The sequence below is a fragment of the Arthrobacter sp. 05L421 genome (assembly GCF_056397785.1).
This window is the reverse complement of record NZ_JBFTOC010000036.1, coordinates 1-22,262: the sequence shown is the minus strand read 5'-3', so window position 1 is coordinate 22,262 and position 22,262 is coordinate 1. Positions and strand designations below refer to the sequence as shown.

The window sequence follows — 22,262 nt, the reverse complement described above, 5'->3', positions numbered from 1 at the left end:
GGCCCGATGCGGGCGGCCAAGCGGTTCGCGGACGGGCTAAAAAGCGACGGGCAGCTGAGCTCTACCACCAGGGTGCAGGCCGAGCTGTTCGGTTCCCTCGGCGCCACCGGCCGGGGCCACGGTTCGGACAAGGCCGTGGTCCTGGGGCTTCAGGGCCAGGACCCCGAGAGCGTGGACACGGGCACCGCAGATGACCAGGTGGCAGCCGCAGCCCTGGACGCCGAACTCCGGATCGGCGGGGACCACCGGGTCGACTTCAACTGGGACGAGGACGTAATCCTGCACCGCCGCAAATCCCTTCCGGCCCATCCCAACGGCATGACCTTCCGGGCACGGGACCACACCGGTGCCGTCCTCAGCGAACGGAGCTTCTATTCTATTGGGGGCGGCTTCGTTGTTGATGGTGGCGCCGACGCCGGCGACCACATGGTGGCAGACGATACTCCGTTGCCGTACCCCTTCACCACGGCCAACGAACTGCTGGCCATCTGTGAGCGGGAGAGCATGTCCATCTCCGACGTCATACTCGCCAACGAACTCGTCTGGCGCAGCGAAGCGGAGCTTCGCGAAAAACTGCTGGCACTGTGGGCGGTCATGCGCCAGTGCGTCGGCAATGGCTGCGCCGCGGAGGGCATCCTGCCCGGCGGGCTAAACGTCAAACGGCGCGCCCCCTCCCATTTCCGGACGCTGGCAGCATCCGCCGTCAGCGCCGATGAGACAGCCCGGAACCCTTCCCCGGTCCAGGTCCCCGCCGACCCGCTGCTCGCGATGGAGTGGGTGAATCTGTTCGCCCTCGCGGTCAACGAGGAAAACGCGGGGGAGGGAATGCAGTTCGAGTCCCACCTCGGGCACGTGTTTTCCCTGCTCAGGGGCTTGTGGGCCGCTGAATGTGTACAAATCTCCTTTTATGGGCCCCTGCGGGGGCCCATTTTTGTTTGCCGTTGCGGTCTGGCGGCTCCTTCTCTTGGCTGGGACAGCGGTGTTGCTGTGTACTCCTTCATGGCCGGGCGGGCCTGGAACTGCATGACTTTCTGTGAGTTGGGGTCACCTCATCGTCATCCCGGTCGGCAGTGGGAAACTCTCGCCATGACCTCGGTGACGTCTAGAGCATCGGGTAGGGGCCGGGCAGACCGCGAGGTTTGTGACGATCAGATTGTCGCCGGCCCGGACCGCAGCCAGAGCTTCGGGATTCTCTTGCAGCCGGTGCGGGCGGACGACCCGCCTGGGTGGGGGACCCGCTTGCGGGCGTGGGCGTCCGAGGGGCGAGGCCGCTGTGCGCCCGGAATTGTGGGGCCGCATGGCCGGGAAGGCGAGCCGGCGCGGTTTGGCGTCCGGGAGCCAGGAAGGCGCAAGTTCGGATCAAATAGTTGAAGCTGCAAGTAATCCGTGTATCGTTGAACCAAGTGAGCTGCCCGCTGCCGTGCTTGTGGCCGGTGACGACCCTTCGTTCCATGCCGTCCCCCGATCTCCGCGTTTCACGAGCCGCACCCCGGGATCCCGGATTCCCTTGACCCAAGGAGCTGACCCTTCGAATGAACACCACACTGCGCGACGTGCGCTCGCAAAGCTGGACCGCCGGTGCGGTTCCCGATGCGATCGCACTCTTACTGCATGGCTTTGGCTCCAACGAGCACGACTTGGGCTCACTGGGCTCCGCGCTTGGGTTGAACCTGCCTTGGGCATCCCTGCGGGCACCGATTGAGCTCGACAACGGCGGGGCGGCATGGTTCTCGATCACCATGCCCGGAAACCCGGCGGCCGGGGCTGTGGAGAAGGCAACCGACTCCATCTGGGCCTGGGTCGAGGCCAACGTGGACCCCGGCACCCGCATCGTGCCCATCGGGTTCTCGCAGGGAGGGCTCATGGCCAGCCAGCTGCTGCGGGCTCGGCCCGAACAGGTGCTGGCCCCCGTAGTGCTGGGCGGATTCGTGCTGGGCGCACCACAGCCGGGCGACGAGACACTGCGCGGCAGCCGACCAGCCCTGTTCTGGGGCCGAGGCTCAGACGACCGGGTCATTGCCCCCGCGGCGATTACCCGCAGCAGCGAGTACCTCCCACAGCACACCTCGCTGATCGAGCGGGTGTACCCAGGACTGGCACACGGCATCAACACACCCATGCTCGACGACGTCCGCGACTTCCTCGCCACCGAGGTCGGTTCCCAGGCGGTGGCACGCGCATGAGCGCCAGCGTCCCCTTCGAGATCGGTATTTTCACCTTCGGCGAGCTCACCCGCAACGCTGAGGGGAAGCCCATGGATGCAGGTGCGCGCACCCGCGACATCCTTGAATGGGCGAGGGTCGCCGACGAGGCGGGGCTGGACGTCTTCGGCGTCGGCGAGCACCACCGGGAGGACTTCGCGGTGTCCTCGCCCCCGGTCCTCCTGGCCGCAGCAGCCGCGCAGACCAAGGGAATCCGCCTGACCAGCACCGTCACGGTCCTCTCGAGCGCCGATCCTGTCCGCGTCTTCGAAGACTTCGCAACGCTAGATCTCATCAGTGCCGGGCGCGCCGAAATCACCGCCGGACGCGGCGCCTACCTGGAGTCCTTCCCGCTCTTCGGTCAACCGCTGGAGCGCTACGACGAGTACTTCGAGGACCGGCTCGAGTTGCTGCTGCGGATCCGCGACGAAAACCCCGTCACCTGGAACGGAACCACCCGCCCCCCGCTGACGGACGCGGGAATTTGGCCGCGCCCGGCCCAGGCCGCCCTGCCGATCTGGGTTGCGGTCGGCGGGACGCCTGCCTCTGCGGTGCGTGCCGGCAAGCTTGGATTGCCGTTATACCTGGCGATCCTCGGGCACCCGGAGGGGTTCGCACCCCTGGCCGACCTATATCGACGCTCGGCGGCGCAGGCAGGCCAGATGCCGGGGCGGATCGGCGTGACGTCGCATTTCTACGTCGAGGAGACCTCCCAGGGAGCGAAGGACACGTTCTTCCCGCACTATTCCTCATACATGCACCAAAACATGCCGCGCACCGGGCGGCTCGATCGCGCTGGCTTCGAGGCCTGGGCGTCCCCGCGCGGTGCGCTCTTCGCTGGCAGCCCGGCCGAAATCGTCGACAAGATCCTCTGGGAGCACGAGATCCTAGGCCACACCTGCTTCCTCGCCCAGGTCGGCCTGGGCGGCTTGCCGCAGGCGGCGACCCTGCGCTCCATCGAGATGCTGGCGACCGAGGTGCTGCCCGCTGTCCGGGCGGCGCTGAAGCAATAGGGACACCTCCGCAACATCCGAACAACGACAAAGTGGTGGTTAATCCTCTCCGCTCCTTGTTGCCTCTGCGGGAGGCGTGGCGCCCCGCGGGTTGAGGATCCGGAGCGCCAGGTGACGGGGGACAGGCCCGCGCAGAAGGCGAGGTTGAATCCCTCAGGGTCGATCGCGGACCTCGCTGTGGGGTCTTTGCGTCCGGCCGACTGATACCGGCGGGTCACTGGCGACGAAGGCGAGAATCGTCAGCCACCCATTCATCTCGGGTAATCGCGTATTCGACGTCACCGTGCTCCTCGCCGGGAACGGACACTGACCAGTCGGCGACGAAGGACCGAACGAGGCGCATCCCGGATTTCTCCATCACCCGTCGGGAGGCCGTGTTTACTGCCATAGTCGAGGCCACAACCCGCTGCACCCCGAACTCGATGAACCCCGTCGCGATCAGGGCCCGCGATCCTTCCGTCGCGTGCCCCTTTCCCCAGGCCGCGTGGCGCAGCCGGTAACCCAGTTCCGGCTGATCTGGCGGATCGTCGGGGCCTGGCCGGAAGTGGAACCAGCCGAGGAATTCCCCGGTCGTCTTCTTCTCGATCGCGGCCCAGAACCCGTAGCCGGGAAAGCGCTGGTAGTAATCGAGGAATGCAGGGAGGAAGTCGCCTTCTATCTCGCCCCGGGGGGTGGGGATACCCCCGCTGATGTACCGCATCACGCGCGGATCGCTGTCCAGTTCCACGAGTAGTTCAGCATCATCGGAGGTGAACTGCCGGAGTAGAAGCCGTTCAGTCTCCAGGAAGGTGAGCATGCAGACATTCTCGCACCGGGGAAAGAACCGTCACATCGATCTGGGCGGTTGAATTGCCGTGCTGGCCGAGCGTCTGTCCATTGGGATTGAACCCTGACATATGGCTACAGCGTAAGCGGCACAGGACCGACGGGCACAGTTCGCCTAAACGCAAGTGTGGTTCGGCGGCAGGTGCAGAAGATCGTCTCAACTGCCGCTGCCCTGGCCACGCCCACGTTCAACCGGTTCCGGCCGCGAGTGAACAGCGGTTGCGGCTCCCAACTTCGACACTACGGAGCCCCTGGGCTGAAGCGGCCGGCCTTGCCCCGCAATACAGGGCTTCAGGTGCTATTCCCGGGAGTGTAGTAGTTGTGCACGTCGTGGTAGGTCAGCTTGGGTGGCCCCGCGAACCCGGCCTGCAGGCTGAGGGGCATGATCTTTTCCTGAGCGAAGGCATCGAACTGCTCGCGGCTCTCCCAGACATCGGTGACTTGCAGACCCTTGTCCGTCATCGTGGCCCAATGGGATATGGATCCGGCAGGGCCCGGTCCGCCGGGAGTGAGCCCCATCAGCCTGTTGATCTCGTCGTACTGCTCGAGAGTCGTTCCGTCGAACTCTAAGATGACTGCAACCGCCATGACAAGCTCCCTGCGGGCGTGCAGGCCCGCAATGGGCGGCCTGCGAACGGATGGATACGCCCTTGTCTACGCCTGGCTCGTCCGATCCGTCAACAGGTGGCACTTACGCAGCGCCGCGGACCAGCGGTCAGCCCTGGCGTGCTGTCTGTTGACGGTGCGTTTCATTCAAGGGTTGCTTGGCTCCGGATGAATGGTTGCCTTAAGCCGCAGCTCGTGGGCACAGAATCGTTGGCATGAATTTTCCCCATAGTCGCGACCCGAAATTTCCGCTGAGCTCGAAGGAGTGAGTCACAGTCGCCTGGTCCGGCTCCGAGTACCGCCACCCGCTCGAATCCAGAACCTCCTGACGTTCCCCGACCTCGGGCCCGATCAGCCGACATGGGCCCCTCACATGTCGCTCGTCCAGGTCGGCGCAATCGGCTCACCCTCAGGTCCAAGCGGCGGGCCGCACCAGCCGCGGGCGTGACCCCGTCTTTTCACCACACGCTCCAGGGGATTCAGCCGGAACACGTCGTCCGCGGTGAAGCTGCCAGTGGTGGCGGTTCCGCGCGACAATGGCTCACCGAACAGCACCTGTCCACAACCGGGGACAATTCCCACGGGTTATCCACCGCTACCACCACCGCGGGAGCTACCCAACGGCTCCCGAAAAATCAGCCGTGGATATCCCGAATTGACCCCAGCCATGGACAGCACACGGTCACCTAGATCAGTCCGTCAAAGGGCGGCCGTCACCAAGTAGGAACGGAGATTGTTCTGCTGACCGGCGGCGTCCGTGGGCCTGGGCCCCCGGGTGAGGCGTCCGAAATTCGCTGTGGACTCGCCGGGATGAACCACCGAGGCGTTGCTCCAGCCGCCGTCCAAAAATAGGGCTTCGGGGGAATCTGTGCAGAAGGGCAGCGGCCGGCCGGCGCTCCTGCGCTGGGCCACCAGCGGCACCATGCCTTCCAAGGCCAAGAGCCCGGTGCCAAACATGTCCGCCAAGAAAGTGGACCCTTGGCAAGACAAGGCAGCGGCGTCACGGACCAGAGACTCAACGTCGGGAACAGCCAGATAGAAGAAGAGCCCCTCGGCAACCCAGGTCGTGGGTGTGCTCCGGTCAAAGCCTGCGTCCAACAGGGCCTGAATCCATGGCCCAGACAAGTCCGTGCGGACGCAGTGTCGTTCACACCTGGACGCTGCGGAGTGCAGGATACTTTCCTTCTGCGTGAAAGCCTCCTCGTAGTCGATCTCAAACATTGTGCATGAGGAGGGCAGGGGAAGCCGGAAAGCCCGAGTGTCCAGGCCTGCGCCCAGCAAAACGATCTGGGTTCCCTCCCGGACCTGGCCGAGAATACGATCGTCAAAATACCGGGTCCGGACTGGCAGGAACGGGTTATAGGCCGCCGCGTCTAAAGCAGCTTTGCCACTATCTCCCGCCAAAAGCCCGGCCCACGGATCGTTGAAAAGCCGGTCCGGACGGGCAGCCTCCAGCGCTCTCGCCGCGGCAATCCACCGCCCGGTACTGACAGTGGATGCCCGCACCTGCGGGTCATGGGATGAGGCCATTCATCCACCCTACTGACGCGCATCGCCCAGAAGCGAAAGGTAGCCAAGCTTTCGACTTCAAACACGATTTGACTCCTATAGGAGCATCACGGGCACGGAAAAAGCTATTTCCTACGGGCTTTTCCCGCACCCTTCTGGACGACGGGACCCACCTGACCGGCTGCACACAATCGCCATCACACCTTCAGGAAAAATCTCACCACCGGGGCTGGCGATTTGCACAGTCTGGACGCGAGGATGCTCACCCACGGCGACGTTTCCCACGGCTGCGCTACGTTCGGCGGTCTTGGCGAACGCGGCATCGATGTAGGCCAGCAGCTTTCTTGGGTTCTGCCCGCCACCGGAAGCTATTTTGCAGGGCCCGTTAGGAGGCGCTTGATGACCGCGAGTGTCTGGCCTGCTCTGTTCGAAAAGCGCAACGGTCCTACTCAGGCAACGGACTTCCGGTGAGCTCAGACAGAGCCGTCAGGGAGACCACCCTGCTTGCCGTCGTTTCAGGTCCCGAACAGTCCAGGCGATGAGGGCGGCGAAAACGATCACTGCCAGGGCGGCAGAAACCCCCACCATGACGTCAATAGGCAGCACATAGACCAGGGCCGCCCGCGTGCCGGCTTCAGCAATCAGTCCCGCACCTCAAACGATGGAAATCTTTAGGTGCCAGCGGCGCACCGCCGGGTTGCGGTTGAAATCCCGGTCCATCTCCCCGGCGCGCTCCGGACTCCAGGTCTTGGCCGCGTCCAAAGTCAGGGGATGTTTCAGAGCGGCCAAAACCAGGAACGAAACACCAAGGCCGGCGGTGATGGTCGAGTCCTTGAGCAGCAGAAACCGCGGGTCCCCAGTAAGGAAAGACAGGCCCAGGCCGAGTCCAAAGACGACGACCATCAGCATCGCAAACGGATTCAGGGAATGTCCCTTGAACGCGGTCCAGAAGAGCCGGCAGGCGGCGGCTCCCGTCGCCGCTAACAGCGAGGCCCAGTCCGTGGCACCGGCCACGTGCAGGGCGTAGTAGGCAGCCAGCGGTAGCCCTACGTCCCAAGCCAGACCGCGGACCAGCGCACGCGTCACCAATCCCGGACGTTCCTGTCCCGACGTCTGCTCAGCGTTCATCGGGGTGCTCCATCCCTATTCCGGATGCGGGTTCAAAATCCTGGTCTGCCCATTATGGATTGTTCCGACCGCCAACCAGCGGCGACGACCCTCTTCGGAATCTCCTTTGCATGATTTGACGCCTACAGGAGCATCGTGCGTACAGCAAAAGCTCTATCCTTCGGCCTTTTCCTGCACACATGATGGACGACAGGAACCAGCTGACCGCCTGCACACAACCGCCAGGTCACCAAGGGCGGGAACCTCACCCAACGCAACCGGCGGACGTGCACAGCCTCCTGAAACTCCCCCATCCCGGCTTCCGATCGTCGCTGCTCCTGGTGCATGGTCAAGGGCGCTGCGCGTCACTTCATGGTGGGCCTTCGACCCACCCTTGACCGCGCACCATACACAGCACTTCGGCCTTTATCGGAATGGGGGAAATGCGGACTCAGGACACAAAAGAGACCCCTTCCGAGCCTCTGCCGTGCCAAGTCCGGCGGCGGAGGCGCCCATTGTGGCGACCGAGCTGACGGCGCTCATACCGGCTCAATCGCATGGAACGGGCTGTCGGGTAGCTGTGTCACGTGCACCCTTAGACGATGGGGGTCCCTCCGCTGCCGTAGCTGGTGCTTACGCTCTTATCGTCCGGCCAAATGGGGTCGGCTCGCATAGTCCGCATGGACTGATCCATCTACCGCATTCCCAATAGATGGATCAGGAGGCGAGACATGCCCTGTATACGTGGGCGACCGGCTGGGCGCGGTCTCTGGCTCCTACCTTGGCCATGAGGTCATTGACGAATGGCGCCTGCCGATCCACCACCGCAGGAGCAGTTCAAGGCGACTGGTGGGCACGGGGCGTTAGTGCGAGCACTTGATTGCGTCAGCGAGACAGCAGCACGCCGATCTGGGCCCGGATGTCCCGAACAATATCGTCGATGCTCAAGGCGGCGTTCACGCTCGCCGCCATGCTGAGGAACATGATCGCGGTGACGATGCGGGCCATCGTTGCGGCATCACCCGCACCGGCCTGCTCGTGCCTGCCCAGGACGGCAGCGGTGGCCTCCTCGGTCTGAGCGACGATGGAGAGAGCTTCGCTGTGTCGAGGCTCCTCGGGGTCGCCGAAGACCATCTCCCGCAGGTAAGTGCGTCCGTTGTCGACCTGGATGCGGTTGCATTCCACGATCGGCTGGACGATGGCCATCACCGCATCGAGGACATCCGATATGGTTTCGGCATTTGCCCGACCTCGCTGGAGTGCTTCGGCGTAGTGTGCGTTCTGCACGAGCAGCAGGAGTTCACCTTTGGACTTGGCGTAGAGAAACAGGGTCCCGGTGCCGATGTCCGCCTTGTCGGCGATCTGCTGTGTCGTGACATCCTCGATGCCGTGCTCGGCGAACAGCTCACTGGCTGCCGCGGTGATACGGTCCAGCTTTTGTTGCTTGTTCCGCTCACGCCGTCCGACCGGCTGGGAGGCGAGAGACATGATGGGTCCTCCGGGAATATATTCTGACTGAACTCAGTTATGAGTCTAGTCATTACTGTAACGGGTTGAACTCTTCGCCAATTCTCCCACGCCGTTGGCGGGATGCAACGGTCCGCCCGGGTGGTAATGGCCGATTACCCATCAATGCAAAGGACCATGCACTCATGACCACGGAATCTACGCTCTGGCAGCCATTCACTCTCAGTGGGGTGGAACTTTCCCACCGGCTTGCCTTGGCCCCGCTGACTCGGAGCCGTGCGAACCCGGACGGCACCCCCGGGGAACTGGCCGCGGAGTACTATGGCCAGCGCGCATCGCTCGGGCTGATCATCACCGAGGGCACACAGCCGTCCGAGGATGGCCAGGGCTACTTGAACACCCCCGGCATCTACACTCCCGAACACATCCAGGAATGGCGAAAGATCGCCGACACGGTGCATGCCGGCGGCGGAGCGCTGTTCATCCAACTGATGCACGTCGGCCGTATGTCGCACCCGGATAACACCCCGCACCACCGTCGGCCTGTAGGCCCGTCGGCGATCTCGGCTGATCAGGAAATGTTCACTCCAACGGGCCCGCAGAAGACGCCGGTGCCGCGTGAGTTGAGCGCCCATGACATCCAGGCCACCATCGCCGGGTTCCGCCACGCCGCAGCCTCCGCCATTGCAGCGGGAGCGGACGGCGTGGAGATCCACGGCGCGAACGGGTATCTGCTGCACCAGTTCCTCTCGCCGAACTCGAACCACCGCACGGACGAATACGGCGGATCGGTGGAGAACCGGTCCAGGTTCGTCGTCGCGGTCGCCCGCGCGGTGGCCGAGGAGATCGGGGCAGACCGGACCGGAATCCGCATTTCACCGGCGTTCCCGCTGGGCGGAATCAACGAAGGGGACCCCGCGGACGTCCGGGCTCAGTACCTCCACCTGGTTGGCGAACTCGCCGCCCTGAAACTTGCGTACCTGCACGTACACCACCTCGGTGACGACGAACTGCTTCGGTCCTTCCGCGACGCGTGGCCTGCTGCCATCCTCGTCGTCCGGTACGGCCGCGAACGTGAGCAGATCGCCGACGACATCGACGCAGGGCTCGCGGACATCGCGCCGCTGGGCCGATTCGCCCTGGCGAACCCCGACATTGTTCAGCGCCTGCGCATCGGCGCACCGCTGAACGAGTTGGACCCGGCCACCCTGTACGGCGGCGGCGCGGCCGGGTACACAGACTACCCCGCCCTGGCGCACGCTTAATCGTCTGCCGGGGGCCGTCCGCCACCGACCTCACCCAACCCACACCCCTCAGAAAGAAGAAGCAGCCATGCCATCACTCAACGGAGCAGTCGTCCTCATCACCGGAGCCAACGGCGGAATCGGCACCCAGTTCGTGCACGAAGCCCTCGCCCGGGGAGCTGCAAAGGTCTATGCCTCCGCCCGCACCCCCCGCACTTGGAACGACGAACGCATCGTTCCGCTCGCCCTGGACGTCACCGACTCCGCCTCCATCCAGGCAGCGGTCGCGGCGGCACCGGACGTGACCGTGTTGATCAACAACGCCGGCGCGTCGGTTCCCAGTGCCGGGATCCTCACCCACACGGACGAGGAGATCCGCCGGAACGTCGAGACGAACTTCCTCGGTCCTCTCTTCGTCGCCCGCGCGTTCGCTCCGGTCCTGTCGGCGAAGGACAAAGCGACGATCATCGACATCCACTCGGCCCTGAGCTGGTACGCCGTCGCCGGCATTTACAGCGCCACCAAAGCCGCCCTCTGGTCCGCGACCAACTCCCTCCGCCTCGAACTCGCCCCCGCCGGCGTGCACGTCGTCGGCGTCCACGTCGCATACGTCGACACCGCGATGGCCGCGCACGCCACCGACCCGAAGCTCGACCCGGCCGTGCTGGTGCGCACCGTGTTCGACGCCACCGAGGCAGGGGAATACGAAGTCCTCGCCGACGACACGTCAGTCCAGCTCAAGGCCGGACTCAGTGCCCCCCTCGAAGCGGTCTACCCGCAGTTGGTGGACGCTAACGCATAAGTGAACAACCGGCGCCACCGCGTTCACCAAAAGTGAGCGCGGTGGCACCACCCTGCCAAAGGACGCCGCGGCACGATGCCCCCAACAAGAGACGACGGAACGGGTGGGGAGTGTCTGAACACCGGTGGATCCGGGGTTGGCCTGACACTCCGGGGTAGTTACGAGCCAGGGGCCGCGTCAGGGGTGGCGGTACGTTTGTTCACCCTGCTGACGCGTTTGTGCAGGCCCTGTTCGAGCCGCCCAGCGCGACGAGCCCCACGCCAATGGCCGTGGCCGCCCGTATTCACGGGCGGGCAGCGCTACAGTGCCTCTCTGCTCTGTTGGCGGGATCGTGTCAGGTGCGTGCTGGTCAGTGGGCGAGGAATTCTACGGCGACGGGGGAGAACCGGTCGTGGAACTGGAAGATGCCGCCGTGGCCCGAGTTGGGGTAGATGATCAGCTCGGATCCCTTGATGCGCCGGTACAGCTCCTCGGACAGGATCGACGGCACCATGCGGTCGGTGTCGCCGTTGGCGATGAGGGTGGGGTGAGTGAGCTCCGACAGGTCCGACGGCGCGGAGCGGCCGAACTTCTGGATTGCCTTCAGCTGCGTCTGGAAGGCTTTGGTGCTGATCGGCTTGTCGCGGTCGACCGTGCGCTCCTGCAGGCGCTTGATGAACGCCTTCGCGGCCGGCTTGCCGGTGGCGTTGCGGTTAAAGAACAGGAACTCCTTCGGGTCCGCGCGCGTCAGGGTCGCGCGGAGGACGTCCCAGTAGGTCGTGCTGACGACCTTGTCGATGTCCTTGCCGCCCCGCGGCCCGGTACCGGCCAGCACGAGCTTGCGGACGAGATCGGGATGCTTGAGGACCAGGTCCTGGGCGATCATGCCGCCCATTGAGAAGGAGAAGACGTCGATCGTGTCGAACCCGAGGGCCTTGATGAAGGTATAAGCGTCATCGGCCATCGCCTCGATGCGGTCAGGAACCTGCCCAGTGGAGGCGCCGACACCGCGCTGGTCGAAGGTGATGACGTGGCGGTTCTTCGCGATGGGCTCGATGATGCGGGGGTCCCAGTTGTCCAGGGTCGCGGCAAGGTGCACGAAGAACACGACGGGGATGCCGGTCCTGGGCCCCAGTTCACGGTAGGCGAAGGTGACGCCACCGGCGGTGATGGTGCGTGTGGCGGCCTTCGCGTACGATGTGACGACGGCGCCGTTCGGGGTGTCGGTGTTGCTCATGCTGGTTGTTCTCCTGGGTGGTCTGTGAGGGCTCTGGCTGGCGGCTCAGGAGGGAAGGGTGACGACGGCTTTGCCGCGGTGGCCGCCCTTGGCCAGCGACTCCAGCGCCTGTGGAGTCTGGGCGAAGTCGAAGACCTGCCCCACGACTGGGCGCAGCACGCCGTCGTCAACCAGTGCCGTGATCTGGCGCAACTGGTCGCCGCTGGCACGCATGAAGAGGAACTCGTAGCTGACGCCGAGCTTCTTCGCCTGCCGCCGGATCCTGCTGCTCAGCGCCGCGATGGCCAGCCGCAAACCAGGGTTCAGGCAGGCTTCGCGCCCGCCGTTCCTGCGTACTTCAACGACGCACAGCGCACTGCGACCAAGGATGCGGGCCGGATTGCCGGCCTGGAAGTCCTGCGCATCATCAACGAACCCACCGCCGCGGCCTTGGCCTACGGCATTGACAAACGTGAGCATGAGACGGTGCTGGTGTTCGACCTGGGTGGCGGAACCTTCGACGTGAGCCTGCTGGACGTCGGTGACGGGGTGGTCGAGGTCCGCTCGACCGCGGGCGACTCACACCTCGGTGGCGACGACTTTGACCGCCGTCTGGTCGACTATCTGGCCGATGAATTCCAGAAGGAGACCGGAATCGACCTCCGAACGGACCCCCAGGCGTTGCAGCGCCTGTTCGAGGCGGCCGAGAAGGCCAAGGTTGAGCTTAGTTCTGTCACCCAGACGCAGGTCAATCTCCCCTTTATTACGGCCGACGCGACGGGTCCCAAGCACCTGACCAGCACCATCCGGCGGTCGGTCTTCGAGGACCTCTCCCACGACCTCGTCGAGCGCACGATGGGGCCGGTGCAGCAGGCGATGACGGACGCCAAAGTCACCGCCAATGACATCGACGAAGTGATTCTGGTGGGAGGCTCCACCCGCATTCCTGCGGTACAGAACCTCGTGCGGCGGCTGACGGGCGGCAAAGAGCCGAATATGAGCGTCAATCCGGACGAAGTCGTGGCAATCGGTGCGGCGATCCAGGCTGGTGTGCTCAAGGGCGAGGTGTCCGATGTCCTGCTGCTGGACGTCGTACCGCTTTCCCTGGGTGTTGAAACCCGCGGCGGCGTCATGACCAAGATCATCGAACGCAACACGACTATCCCCGCCCGGCGCAGTGAGGTCTTCTCCACAGCGGAGGACAACCAGCCCGCCGTCGACGTGGTGGCCTTGCAGGGCGAACGTGAACTGGCGGCGGACAACCGGGTGTTGGGACGCTTCCAGCTGGGCGACATCCGTCCGGCACCACGCGGGGAGCCACAGGTCGAGGTCACCTTCGACGTCGACGCCAACGGCATCCTGAACGTCACCGCGCGCGACAAGGACACGGGCAAGGAGCAGGGCATCACCATCAGTGAAGGCTCCAACCTCGACGCCAAGGAAGTCGAGCGTATGATTTCCGAGGCCGAGGCCCACAGGAACGAGGACGTGCAGAACCGAGAGAGGATCGATACCCTCAACGAGCTCGATGCGGTGGCCTACCGCGTTGAGCGGGCCGTCAATGAGCTTGGTGACGCAGTCCCGGTGCATGACAAGGCCCGCGCGGAACTGCTGGTTGGCCAAGCGCGCGACGCCGTCAGCAACCAGGCGGACGTTGGCGCCGCGAGGGAACTGATTTCCGAGCTTCAGCAGTTGCAGTCGGCGCTGAGCGCCTCGGCTGCCTCCGCGGCCACCGCAGGGGCGGGCCAGGGATCCGCATCTCAGCCCGAAGCATCCAACGACGCAAATGACGATGACATCGTCGATGCAGAATTCGATCGGGGCTAGGAACGGCCATGAGCGACCCGGCAGGGCCGGCTGGACAGGCCCATCCAGGAAGTGACGAGGCAGAGGCCGCCGCACCCGATGAGAGGGAAACCGAAGCGGCGGCCCAGGCGGAAGCGCTGGCCAAAATGGAGGACCAGTGGCGCCGTGCGCTGGCCGACAATGACAACCTGCGGAAGCGCGCCGCCCGCGACGGCGCGCAGCAACGGGCCCAGGAACGCGCAGCGGTTGCCTTGGCATGGTTACCGATCTTGGACAATCTCGAACTGGCCCTGGCCCACGCACCGGCGGGTGCGGAGGACCCGCTCGTGGAGGGCATAGCCTCAATCCGGAAACAGGCCATCGATACCCTGGCCCGTCTGGGCTACCCCCGGATCGACGCCGAGAACGTCCCCTTCGATCCGCGCGTCCATGAGGTTGTCAGTGTGGTGGAAACTGACGACGTTCCCCCCGGGACCCTGGTGAGCGTGCTGCGTCCTGGGTATGGTGGCCCGGACACCACCCTCCGGCCAGCCGCCGTCGTGGTGAGCCGGGCGGTGACCCCGGACCGTGGCTAAGGATCACTACTCGGTTCTCGGAGTCTCGCGCACAGCGAAGCCCGACGAAATCCAGCGCGCCTACCGCAAACTGGCAAGGAAATACCATCCGGACGTAAACCGCGAGCCGGATGCCGCCGATAAGTTCAAGGAGATCGGTGAAGCCTACGACACCTTGTCGGATCCCGAAACCAGGACGCGCTATGACCGTTTCGGCGCCGACTACCGGCAGTACGCCGGCAGCGGCGCCAGCCCCGGGGGCAGTGGCGGGAGGTGGGGTTCCGGCGGCCCGCGGCCCGGCCCCCGGCCGGGCCCGCGCCCGGGACGCGGCGGCTACGGCAACGCTGACGTCGATACGGGAGGTGAGGTCGATTGGGAGGATCTGGTCGGAGGCTGGTTCCGACAGCAGGGAGCAGGCCCGGCCCAGGGGGCTGACCACGAAGCCGAGCTTCGGCTGACCCTCGAAGAAGCGATCCGTGGCGGACGGCGCACCGTCCGCCTGGCCCAGCCGGGTGGCGAAACCCGGAACTACGACGTCGACGTGCCCCCCGGTGTGCTGGACGGTCAGCGCATCCGCCTCGCGGGGGAGGGCGCCGAGGGCCGCGACGGGGGTCCGTCGGGGGATCTGTTCCTGACCGCACGCATCCAGGCGGACCCCCGATACCGGCTCAAGGGCCGGGACATCCACCTCGACCTTCCGGTGACGCCCTCGGAGGCCGCCGTGGGGGCCAAGATCCAGACCCGGGCGCCAACCGGGACAGTGACGATCACCGTGCCCGAGGGCTCCTCCAGCGGCCGCAGGCTGCGGCTGCGAGGGCAGGGCATGCCCAACCCACGGGGATTACCGGGGCACCTGTATGCGGAGATCAGAATCATGGTGCCCCCGAGCCTCAGCAAGGAGGAGCGCAAGCTGTACGAGAAACTCGCCAGCATCTCCGACTTTAATCCGAGGGAGGAGCAATGACCGAAGTGTATGCGCTCGCCTACCCGTGGCGCCTGAATCTCGAGGCGGTGGCGCGCAGCAGCGGCGTCCACCCCGACGTCGTCAGGCGGTTCGTGGAGCTGGATCTGATTCGGCCGCTAGGAGGCGATGCCCCGGGCGGTCCCTGGTTCAGCCCGCGGGCCCCGGAACTCATAGCGCGCGTCCTGCGGCTCCATTCGGAGCTGGCGCTGAACTACGCGGCAATCCCGCTGGTACTGGACCTGCTGGCGCGGGTGGACAAGCTGGAACGACGTTTGGTTGAAATCACGCAAGTGGAAGGGACGGCTTCACGATGAACATGGAGAGTTTGACCCAGAAGTCGCAGGAGGCCTTGGCAGGGGCTCAACGGATCGCCCAGCAACACGGCCATACCGAGACCGACGGCGAGCATCTGCTGGCGGCGCTGCTGGAGCAGGAGGAGGGCCTTGTCCCGCGGCTACTCGTGGGCATGCAGGTCGACGTGGACGAGCTGAAGGGGGCGGTCGAAACCGAGCTGCGGCGCAAGCCAAAAGTCACCGGCCCGGGGGCGGCGCCAGGGCAGGTGTACGTGAGCCGTAGGCTCGGCACACTCCTCGATGCCGCGGAACGTGAAGCCAAACGGCTCAAGGACGAGTACGTCTCGGTGGAACACCTGCTGGTGGCGCTGGCGGAGGAAGGCCGGTCCACGGCGGCCGGCAGGGTGCTGGCTGAACACCGGGTTACCCGTGAGTCATTCCTGTCGGTCCTGACCCAGGTGCGCGGAAATCAGCGCGTCACCTCGGCAACACCGGAGCAGACCTACGAGGCGCTGGAGAAGTACGGCCGCGATCTGGTTGTGGACGCCCGCACTGGAAAGCTGGATCCGGTCATCGGCCGCGACGCGGAAATCCGGCGGGTCGTCCAGATACTTTCACGCAAGACCAAAAACAATCCGGTGCTGATCGGCGAGCCTGGAGTCGGCAAGACGGCCATTGTGGAGGGACTGGCCCAGCGGATCGTCCGGCAGGATGTGCCGGAAGGGCTGAAGAGCAAGACCATCTTCTCGCTCGACATGAGCTCCCTCGTGGCCGGTGCCAAGTACCGCGGCGAGTTCGAGGAGCGGCTGAAGGCGGTGCTGGCCGAGGTGCTGGCGGCAGAAGGCAGGATCCTGCTCTTCGTAGACGAGCTGCACACCGTCGTCGGCGCGGGCGCGTCCGAGGGGTCCATGGACGCCGGGAACATGCTCAAACCAATGCTGGCCCGCGGGGAGCTGCACATGATCGGCGCCACCACCCTCGACGAATACCGCAAACACATCGAGTCGGATGCGGCTTTGGAACGCCGCTTCCAGCCGGTCCTGGTTGAGGAACCCGACGTCGAGGACGCCATTTCCATTCTTCGCGGCCTGCGGGAACGGCTGGAGGTCTTCCACGGCGTACGGATCCAGGATAGTGCTCTGGTGGCTGCGGCCACCCTTTCCCACCGGTACATCACTGACCGGTTCCTGCCGGACAAGGCCATTGACCTCGTGGATGAGGCATGCGCCCGGCTGCGGACGGAAATTGATTCGATGCCAGCGGAACTGGACGAGCTCACGCGGAAGGTCACGCGGCTCGAAATAGAAGAGGCTGCACTCTCCAAGGAGACCGATCCGGCCAGCAAGACCCGGCTCGAGGAGCTGAGGCGTGAATTGGCCGACTTGCGGGCCGAGGCGGACGCGAAGAGGGCCCAATGGGAATCCGAGCGCCAGGCGATCCACAAACTGCAGGAAATCCGCAGTGAACTGGAGCGGGTGCGGCAGGAGGCTGAGGAAGCCGAGCGGAACTACGACCTCAATCGGGCGGCGGAGCTACGCTACGGCAGACTTGCCGACCTCGAACGACGGCTGGCCGCCGAGGAGGAACGGCTGACCGCGAAACAGGGTGAAAAACGCCTGCTCCGCGAGGTGGTGACGGAGGACGAGATCGCCGACATCGTCGCGGCCTGGACAGGCATACCGGTCGCACGGCTGAAGCAGGGCGAACGTGAGAAAGTCCTGCATCTGGACGAAATCCTGCGCGCCCGCGTCGTGGGGCAGGAAGAAGCGATTAGCGCTGTGTCGGACGCCATCATCCGCGCCCGCTCCGGTATCCGGGATCCTCGCCGGCCCATCGGCTCCTTCATCTTCCTCGGGCCGACCGGCGTCGGGAAGACCGAGCTCGCAAAGGCTCTGGCCGCGGCGCTCTTCGACAGTGAGAACGCAATGATCCGGCTGGACATGAGCGAGTACCAGGAGCGCCACACCGTGAGCCGCCTGCTGGGGGCGCCTCCTGGCTACATCGGTTACGACGAAGGAGGACAGCTCACGGAGGCGGTACGGCGGAAGACGTACTCGGTGGTGCTGTTCGATGAGGTGGAAAAGGCCCATCCGGACATTTTCAACACCTTGCTGCAGGTGCTCGACGACGGACGGATTACGGACTCGCAGGGCCGGACCGTGGATTTCCGCAATACCGTCATCATCATGACCTCCAATATCGGCTCCCAGTATCTTCTGGAGGGTTCGGCCGAAGGCGGGGCGATCACCGAGCAGGCGCGCAGCATGGTGATGGGCGAGCTCCGGGCGCATTTCCGCCCCGAGTTCCTGAACCGCGTGGACGATACGGTCCTGTTCGCGCCCCTGGGACTGCCGCAAATCGAACGCATTGTTGATCTGCAGTTCGCACAGCTGCGCCAGCGGCTGGCCGAGCAGCAAATAGAGCTACACCTGACCGAGGAGGCGCGCCTTCTGATCGCCGAACGCGGCTTCGATCCGGTCTACGGAGCCCGCCCCCTGCGCCGCTATATTTCCCATGTGGTGGAAACGCAGGTGGGCCGGGCCCTGCTGCGTGGCAGCATCGCGGAAGGCGGAGTGGTCACGGTGACTGCATCCGGAGGGGAACTAGTGGTTGAATACAGCACGATGGAGCTGGAAGAGGCTGGAACGGTATGAACAAGGCCATCATCAAATGTCCCCATTGCGGCAAATCCAACCGTGTTCCGGCTGTCGCCGACGGCCGGCCGCGCTGCGGAAGTTGCCACCGGGAGCTTCCCTGGGTAGTTGAAGCGGGCGACGACGACTTCGGCGAGATCGCCGAACGGTCCGGCGTTCCGGTACTGGTGGACTTTTGGGCGGTGTGGTGCGGACCCTGCCGGATGGTGAGCCCCGTGCTGGACCAGTTGGCACACGAACGAGCGGGACAGATCAAACTTGTGAAGGTCGATGTGGACCACTCGCCGCAGCTCTCCGCCAGATTCGCCATTCAGGCAGTGCCAACGTTGATGGTCATCGTCGACGGGAAGATCGTCGCGAGGCAGGCCGGCGCAGCTCCCGCGCCGGTGCTGAGGTCCTGGTTGGAGGGGGCACTCACGAAGTAGCTAAGGAACAGCGCACGACGGCGAGTGGTTTCCCGCCCTCGTACCTTCTGGACCGCCGGTGTCCCCACTTCAGACGTTTGAGAAGGCGCCCACGACGCTCCGCACTGCGATTGTCAGTGGCGCTAATTAGATTGGAGCGAAGTGGATAGCTAGGCAGTCCGACGGGAGTCGACGAGATTCGGGACGCCTCCGAAGGAGGCCAAGGTCCGGGCGGTCTCCACGAACTCACGTGCCAGCCCGTCATTGACATCAGTGCGCCATGCAATCGACAGCGGAGAGGGCGGGACGTCTCTGACCGGGATGAAAGATAGCCCCGGACGGTCATAGAAACGCTGGGTGGAGGCCTGGGTGAACGCAATGCCCCGCTCACCCATGATGGCTTCGAAACACTCGTCGACGGTGGCTACCTGAGTGCCCAGACGGACCGGCTGCCCGCCGCGGGCCTGGGTTGCGAGCCAGAAGTCCCTCCACTTATCCGGGGCCTTGCGGGCGACGAAGGACTCATCGACGACCTGTTCCACCGAGACCTCGGACAGCCCGGCAAAGCGGGAACTGCTGGCAACTACGAGGACCCGCGGCTCAATAAACAGTGTCTCCATGGCGAGCCAGTCAGCCGCCGGCAGGGGCGGCCGCACAAATGCCACATCAGCGCTTCCATCGGCCAACCCCGCTGTGGGGTCAGCGAAATCGAAGGACCTCATCTGCACGTGAATTTCTGGGTGGTTGTTCTTAAACGCGGCGAGGATTCGCGGGGTCAGTTCAGCAGCCGCGTTGGCCTGGAAGCCGACTATCAAGGTGCCCCGCACGCCGCTCGCGACTTCACGCGTCAACGAAACGGCGCGCTCCGCGGCGGATAAAAGGCGCTTAGCTTCACCCAGCAGGACATCCCCTGCGCTGGTCAGGGAGACGCTGCGGCTGGTCCGGATCAGCAGGGGAGTGCCGAGCGAGTGTTCAAGCTTCCGTATTTGGACGCTCAGTGATGGCTGCGCGATATGAAGTCGGGCAGCGGCTCGCCCGAAATGCAGCTCTTCCGCAACGGCGACGAAGTACTGCAGGACGCGCAGGTCAAGCTGTGGCTGCTGCATCGTTCAACTCTAAGCTCCGCCACAAGCGGGGTCCAATAGTTTCAGGCTATCGGTGGATAGGGGACAGGTATTGGACCGTTCGGGGCAACGGGGGCTGCAATGGAAACAGCGAAGGGTTGCATCGGAGACAGCCGCAAAGGCACTTCAGAAACCCCGCTTTCGAGGCTCGGGCAGAGAAGCCCGACCCTCCGCGAGACCAATGAGAGGAACAACGAAATGACGGTCGCAACACGTGCCCCTTCTGTAGAATCCTGGGTTCAGAGCTTCACCGAGGCCAACAATCAGGACCCGGAAATTCAGGCCCACGGAAAGTACTTCACCTGCTCCTACCTGCTGGACATGGAGGCGCACACCTTTGTTGTCCGGGTGGTGTCCGGCACCATCGCCCAGATTTCCGTGGACCCGGGACCCATCGAGGTGCCCTACCAGTTCGCCATCCGGGCCAGCGCCCACACCTGGGGTGAATTCGGCAAGCCCGTCCCGGCTCCCATGTACCACGGCATCTGGGCCGCCACTTTCCAGCGCGACATGAAGCTGGAGGGCGACGTCCTGGTCCTGATGCAGAACCTGCGCTGCCTCACCCGCCAGATCGAACTGCTGCGCTCCACCGGCGCACCCGTCTAGACCATAGGAGTTCCTGACATGAGCAAAATTTCCCCCGTCACCGGCCACTACGTCACAGTCGACGTGGACGGCCTCGAATACAAGGTTTTCTACCTCGAAAACGGCCAAGGCCAGCCCCTGGTCTGCCAGCACACCGCCGGAGCCCACAACCACCAGTGGCGAGGCCTGCTGGAGGACCCGGAGATCACCGCCAACTACCGCGTCATCGCCTACGACCTCCCCCGCCACGGCAAATCAGACCCGCCTGAAAACACCCAGTGGTGGACCGAGGAGTACCAGCTCAGCGCGGACCACTTCGCCAACTTCATCGTCGCCCTCGTCGATGCACTGGAACTGGTTGACCCCATCTTCATGGGATCCTCCTTCGGCGGGAACATAGCGCTGCAGCTCGCCCACCGCTTCCCGGAAAGGTTCGACGCCGTCATTCCGGTAGAGGGGGCGGACTACTCACCGGGGTTCTACCTCGACTGGTGGCAGCACCCACACGCCAACGCCGCTCAGGTCTGCGGCAGCGGTACCTGGGACCTCATGGCCCCGCAATCGCCGGAGGCCGACCGTTGGAAGACCTGGTTCTACTACACACAGGGTTCCGAGGCGTTCAAGGGTGATCTGTACTTCTACTCGGTGGACCACGATCTGCGCGGCAAACTGGGCGAAATCCAGACGAACAAATGCGCGGTGGTCCTGATGACCGGCGAGTACGACTACCTCACCACACCTGAAGACGGAGCCCGCACCGCCAGCCAGATCCCGGGTGCCGAGTTCATCGAGATGAAGGCTATCGGGCACTTCCCGATGAGCGAGAACTACCCGGTTTTCAAGGGATACCTCGTTCAGGCTCTGGACTTGATCCGTACCAAGACCAGCGTCCCAGCCTAGCCGGCTCTCACCTAAGGCGTCGGTGCCGACCCCAGCGGGTCGGCACCGACCCTGCCACCTCAATGGTGAAAGACACAAAGAAGATTTGACCCCACATGCCCTGCCCCTGGCAGCCGGACCGCACCAAACCGCTGAAGGTCGGGCTGCACACCGCTACGACTTCCTTCAAACCCCTTGGAGATAGAACGATGTCTATAAACGCCCAGCGTGAAGCCGCGTTGCTGGCCTCCGTGCCGACTGGCCTGCTGATCAACGGCGAGTGGCGTCCGGCCGCGTCCGGGAAGACCTTCGACGTCGAGGACCCCGCCACCGGCAAGGTCCTGCTCAGCATTGCCGACGCCGGACCCGAGGACGGCAAGGCGGCCCTGGACGCGGCCGCCGCCGCGCAGGAGTCCTGGGCGAAGGTCCCGCCCCGGGAACGCGGCGAGATCCTCCGCCGCGCCTTCGAGATGGTCACGGCCCGCGCGGAGGACTTCGCGTTGCTGATGACCCTGGAGATGGGCAAGCCTTTGGCCGAGGCCCGCGGCGAGGTCACCTACGCCGCCGAGTTCCTGCGCTGGTTCTCAGAGGAAGCCGTCCGCGCGTTCGGCCGCTACTCGGTCTCCCCGGACGGGAAGTCCCGGCTCCTGGTGACCAAGAAGCCGGTGGGCCCGTGCCTGCTGATCACGCCGTGGAACTTCCCCCTCGCGATGGCGACCCGCAAGATCGCCCCGGCCGTCGCCGCCGGCTGCACCATGGTGCTCAAGTCAGCGAACCTGACCCCGCTGACCTCGCAGCTGTTCGCTTCCGTGATGGTCGAGGCCGGGCTGCCCGCCAGTGTCCTGAACATCATCCCGACCTCCACCGCCGGTGCCACCACCGGGCCGCTGATCAAGGACTCCCGGCTGCGGAAGCTGTCCTTCACCGGTTCCACCGAGGTCGGCCGCCGGCTGCTCTCGGATGCCTCCGAGACCGTGCTGCGGACCTCGATGGAACTCGGCGGGAACGCCCCGTTCGTGGTGTTCGAGGA

Annotated in this window: 21 protein-coding genes and 1 pseudogene; 14 read left to right on the top strand and 8 right to left on the bottom strand. The window is 64.8% G+C overall.

Translation table 11 applies throughout. The features are described from left to right. From AC1DKQ_RS21735 to AC1DKQ_RS21725, 3 genes are all read left to right on the top strand, one after another. The coding region (locus AC1DKQ_RS21735; protein WP_476920186.1) for a serine dehydratase beta chain at positions 1-1,371 on the top strand (1,371 nt) is incomplete at its 5' end. A gap of 161 nt (positions 1,372-1,532) precedes the next feature. Further along, positions 1,533-2,183, top strand: coding sequence for an alpha/beta hydrolase (locus AC1DKQ_RS21730; RefSeq protein WP_476920185.1), 651 nt, complete (start codon positions 1,533-1,535; stop codon positions 2,181-2,183). Then, positions 2,180-3,214 carry an LLM class flavin-dependent oxidoreductase gene (locus AC1DKQ_RS21725; RefSeq protein WP_476920184.1) on the top strand — a complete coding sequence of 345 codons (1,035 nt, stop codon included), beginning with the start codon at positions 2,180-2,182 and terminating at the stop codon, positions 3,212-3,214. Before AC1DKQ_RS21730 ends, AC1DKQ_RS21725 begins: the two co-directional genes overlap by 4 nt. Positions 3,215-3,428: 214 nt before the next feature. On the opposite strand, the gene AC1DKQ_RS21720 is transcribed toward AC1DKQ_RS21725, so the two are convergent. The 5 genes from AC1DKQ_RS21720 to AC1DKQ_RS21700 all read right to left on the bottom strand — a co-directional run bounded on the left by AC1DKQ_RS21720 (position 3,429) and on the right by AC1DKQ_RS21700 (position 8,749). Beyond that, positions 3,429-4,010, bottom strand: coding sequence for a GNAT family N-acetyltransferase (locus AC1DKQ_RS21720; protein WP_476920183.1), 582 nt, complete (start codon positions 4,008-4,010; stop codon positions 3,429-3,431). 320 nt (positions 4,011-4,330) lie between these two features. Further along, complete coding sequence (locus AC1DKQ_RS21715; protein WP_476920182.1) at positions 4,331-4,627, bottom strand: hypothetical protein; 297 nt, start codon at positions 4,625-4,627, stop codon at positions 4,331-4,333. Positions 4,628-5,344: 717 nt separating this feature from the next. Continuing rightward, complete coding sequence (locus tag AC1DKQ_RS21710; RefSeq protein WP_476920181.1) at positions 5,345-6,175, bottom strand: class I SAM-dependent methyltransferase; 831 nt, start codon at positions 6,173-6,175, stop codon at positions 5,345-5,347. Positions 6,176-6,808: 633 nt separating this feature from the next. Next, on the bottom strand, positions 6,809-7,282 hold the full coding sequence (locus tag AC1DKQ_RS21705) for a VC0807 family protein (protein WP_476920180.1): 474 nt from the start codon (positions 7,280-7,282) through the stop codon (positions 6,809-6,811). Between the two features lie 864 nt (positions 7,283-8,146). Beyond that, positions 8,147-8,749, bottom strand: a complete 603-nt coding sequence (locus tag AC1DKQ_RS21700; protein ID WP_476920179.1) for a TetR/AcrR family transcriptional regulator — start codon at positions 8,747-8,749, stop codon at positions 8,147-8,149. 164 nt (positions 8,750-8,913) lie between these two features. Here AC1DKQ_RS21700 and AC1DKQ_RS21695 point away from each other — a divergent pair, with 164 nt between their 5' ends. Both AC1DKQ_RS21695 and AC1DKQ_RS21690 read left to right on the top strand, forming a co-directional pair. After that, on the top strand, positions 8,914-9,993 hold the full coding sequence (locus AC1DKQ_RS21695; RefSeq protein WP_476920178.1) for an alkene reductase: 1,080 nt from the start codon (positions 8,914-8,916) through the stop codon (positions 9,991-9,993). A 67-nt stretch (positions 9,994-10,060) separates the two neighbouring features. After that, positions 10,061-10,774, top strand: a complete 714-nt coding sequence (locus AC1DKQ_RS21690) for an SDR family oxidoreductase (RefSeq protein WP_476920177.1) — start codon at positions 10,061-10,063, stop codon at positions 10,772-10,774. A gap of 349 nt (positions 10,775-11,123) precedes the next feature. On the opposite strand, the gene AC1DKQ_RS21685 is transcribed toward AC1DKQ_RS21690, so the two are convergent. Both AC1DKQ_RS21685 and AC1DKQ_RS21680 read right to left on the bottom strand, forming a co-directional pair. Beyond that, positions 11,124-11,990 carry an alpha/beta fold hydrolase gene (locus AC1DKQ_RS21685; RefSeq protein ID WP_476920176.1) on the bottom strand — a complete coding sequence of 289 codons (867 nt, stop codon included), beginning with the start codon at positions 11,988-11,990 and terminating at the stop codon, positions 11,124-11,126. 45 nt (positions 11,991-12,035) lie between these two features. Further along, positions 12,036-12,341, bottom strand: a complete 306-nt coding sequence (locus tag AC1DKQ_RS21680; RefSeq protein ID WP_476920187.1) for a zinc-binding dehydrogenase — start codon at positions 12,339-12,341, stop codon at positions 12,036-12,038. Here AC1DKQ_RS21680 and dnaK point away from each other — a divergent pair. From dnaK to trxA, 6 genes and pseudogenes are all read left to right on the top strand, one after another. Next, positions 12,315-13,796 (top strand): annotated as a pseudogene (gene dnaK / locus AC1DKQ_RS21675) (molecular chaperone DnaK); the annotation flags it as partial. The gene AC1DKQ_RS21680 and the pseudogene dnaK overlap by 27 nt on opposite strands. 8 nt (positions 13,797-13,804) lie before the next feature. Further along, positions 13,805-14,350 (top strand): nucleotide exchange factor GrpE, encoded by a 546-nt coding sequence (locus AC1DKQ_RS21670; RefSeq protein WP_476920175.1) that lies wholly within the window; start codon positions 13,805-13,807, stop codon positions 14,348-14,350. Beyond that, positions 14,343-15,293 (top strand): DnaJ C-terminal domain-containing protein, encoded by a 951-nt coding sequence (locus AC1DKQ_RS21665; RefSeq protein ID WP_476920174.1) that lies wholly within the window; start codon positions 14,343-14,345, stop codon positions 15,291-15,293. The genes AC1DKQ_RS21670 and AC1DKQ_RS21665 overlap by 8 nt, the downstream gene beginning before the upstream one ends. Beyond that, positions 15,290-15,607 carry a chaperone modulator CbpM gene (locus AC1DKQ_RS21660; RefSeq protein WP_476920173.1) on the top strand — a complete coding sequence of 106 codons (318 nt, stop codon included), beginning with the start codon at positions 15,290-15,292 and terminating at the stop codon, positions 15,605-15,607. The genes AC1DKQ_RS21665 and AC1DKQ_RS21660 overlap by 4 nt, the downstream gene beginning before the upstream one ends. Then, a complete protein-coding gene (gene clpB, locus AC1DKQ_RS21655; protein ID WP_476920172.1) occupies positions 15,604-18,240 on the top strand; it encodes an ATP-dependent chaperone ClpB in 2,637 nt (878 codons plus the stop codon). Before AC1DKQ_RS21660 ends, clpB begins: the two co-directional genes overlap by 4 nt. Further along, a complete protein-coding gene (gene trxA, locus AC1DKQ_RS21650; protein ID WP_003801398.1) occupies positions 18,237-18,665 on the top strand; it encodes a thioredoxin in 429 nt (142 codons plus the stop codon). Before clpB ends, trxA begins: the two co-directional genes overlap by 4 nt. 149 nt (positions 18,666-18,814) lie before the next feature. On the opposite strand, the gene AC1DKQ_RS21645 is transcribed toward trxA, so the two are convergent. Continuing rightward, positions 18,815-19,750 (bottom strand): LysR family transcriptional regulator, encoded by a 936-nt coding sequence (locus AC1DKQ_RS21645; RefSeq protein ID WP_476920171.1) that lies wholly within the window; start codon positions 19,748-19,750, stop codon positions 18,815-18,817. A 216-nt stretch (positions 19,751-19,966) separates the two neighbouring features. Between AC1DKQ_RS21645 and AC1DKQ_RS21640 the strand changes: the two genes are divergently transcribed. The 3 genes from AC1DKQ_RS21640 to AC1DKQ_RS21630 form a co-directional block, all read left to right on the top strand. Further along, on the top strand, positions 19,967-20,374 hold the full coding sequence (locus tag AC1DKQ_RS21640; RefSeq protein ID WP_026536895.1) for a hypothetical protein: 408 nt from the start codon (positions 19,967-19,969) through the stop codon (positions 20,372-20,374). 18 nt (positions 20,375-20,392) lie between these two features. Then, the gene (locus tag AC1DKQ_RS21635; protein WP_476920170.1) at positions 20,393-21,253 is read left to right on the top strand and encodes an alpha/beta fold hydrolase; all 861 of its coding nucleotides are present in this window, start codon (positions 20,393-20,395) and stop codon (positions 21,251-21,253) included. Between the two features lie 188 nt (positions 21,254-21,441). Continuing rightward, on the top strand, positions 21,442-22,262 hold an 821-nt coding region (locus tag AC1DKQ_RS21630; protein WP_476920169.1), incomplete at its 3' end, for an aldehyde dehydrogenase family protein.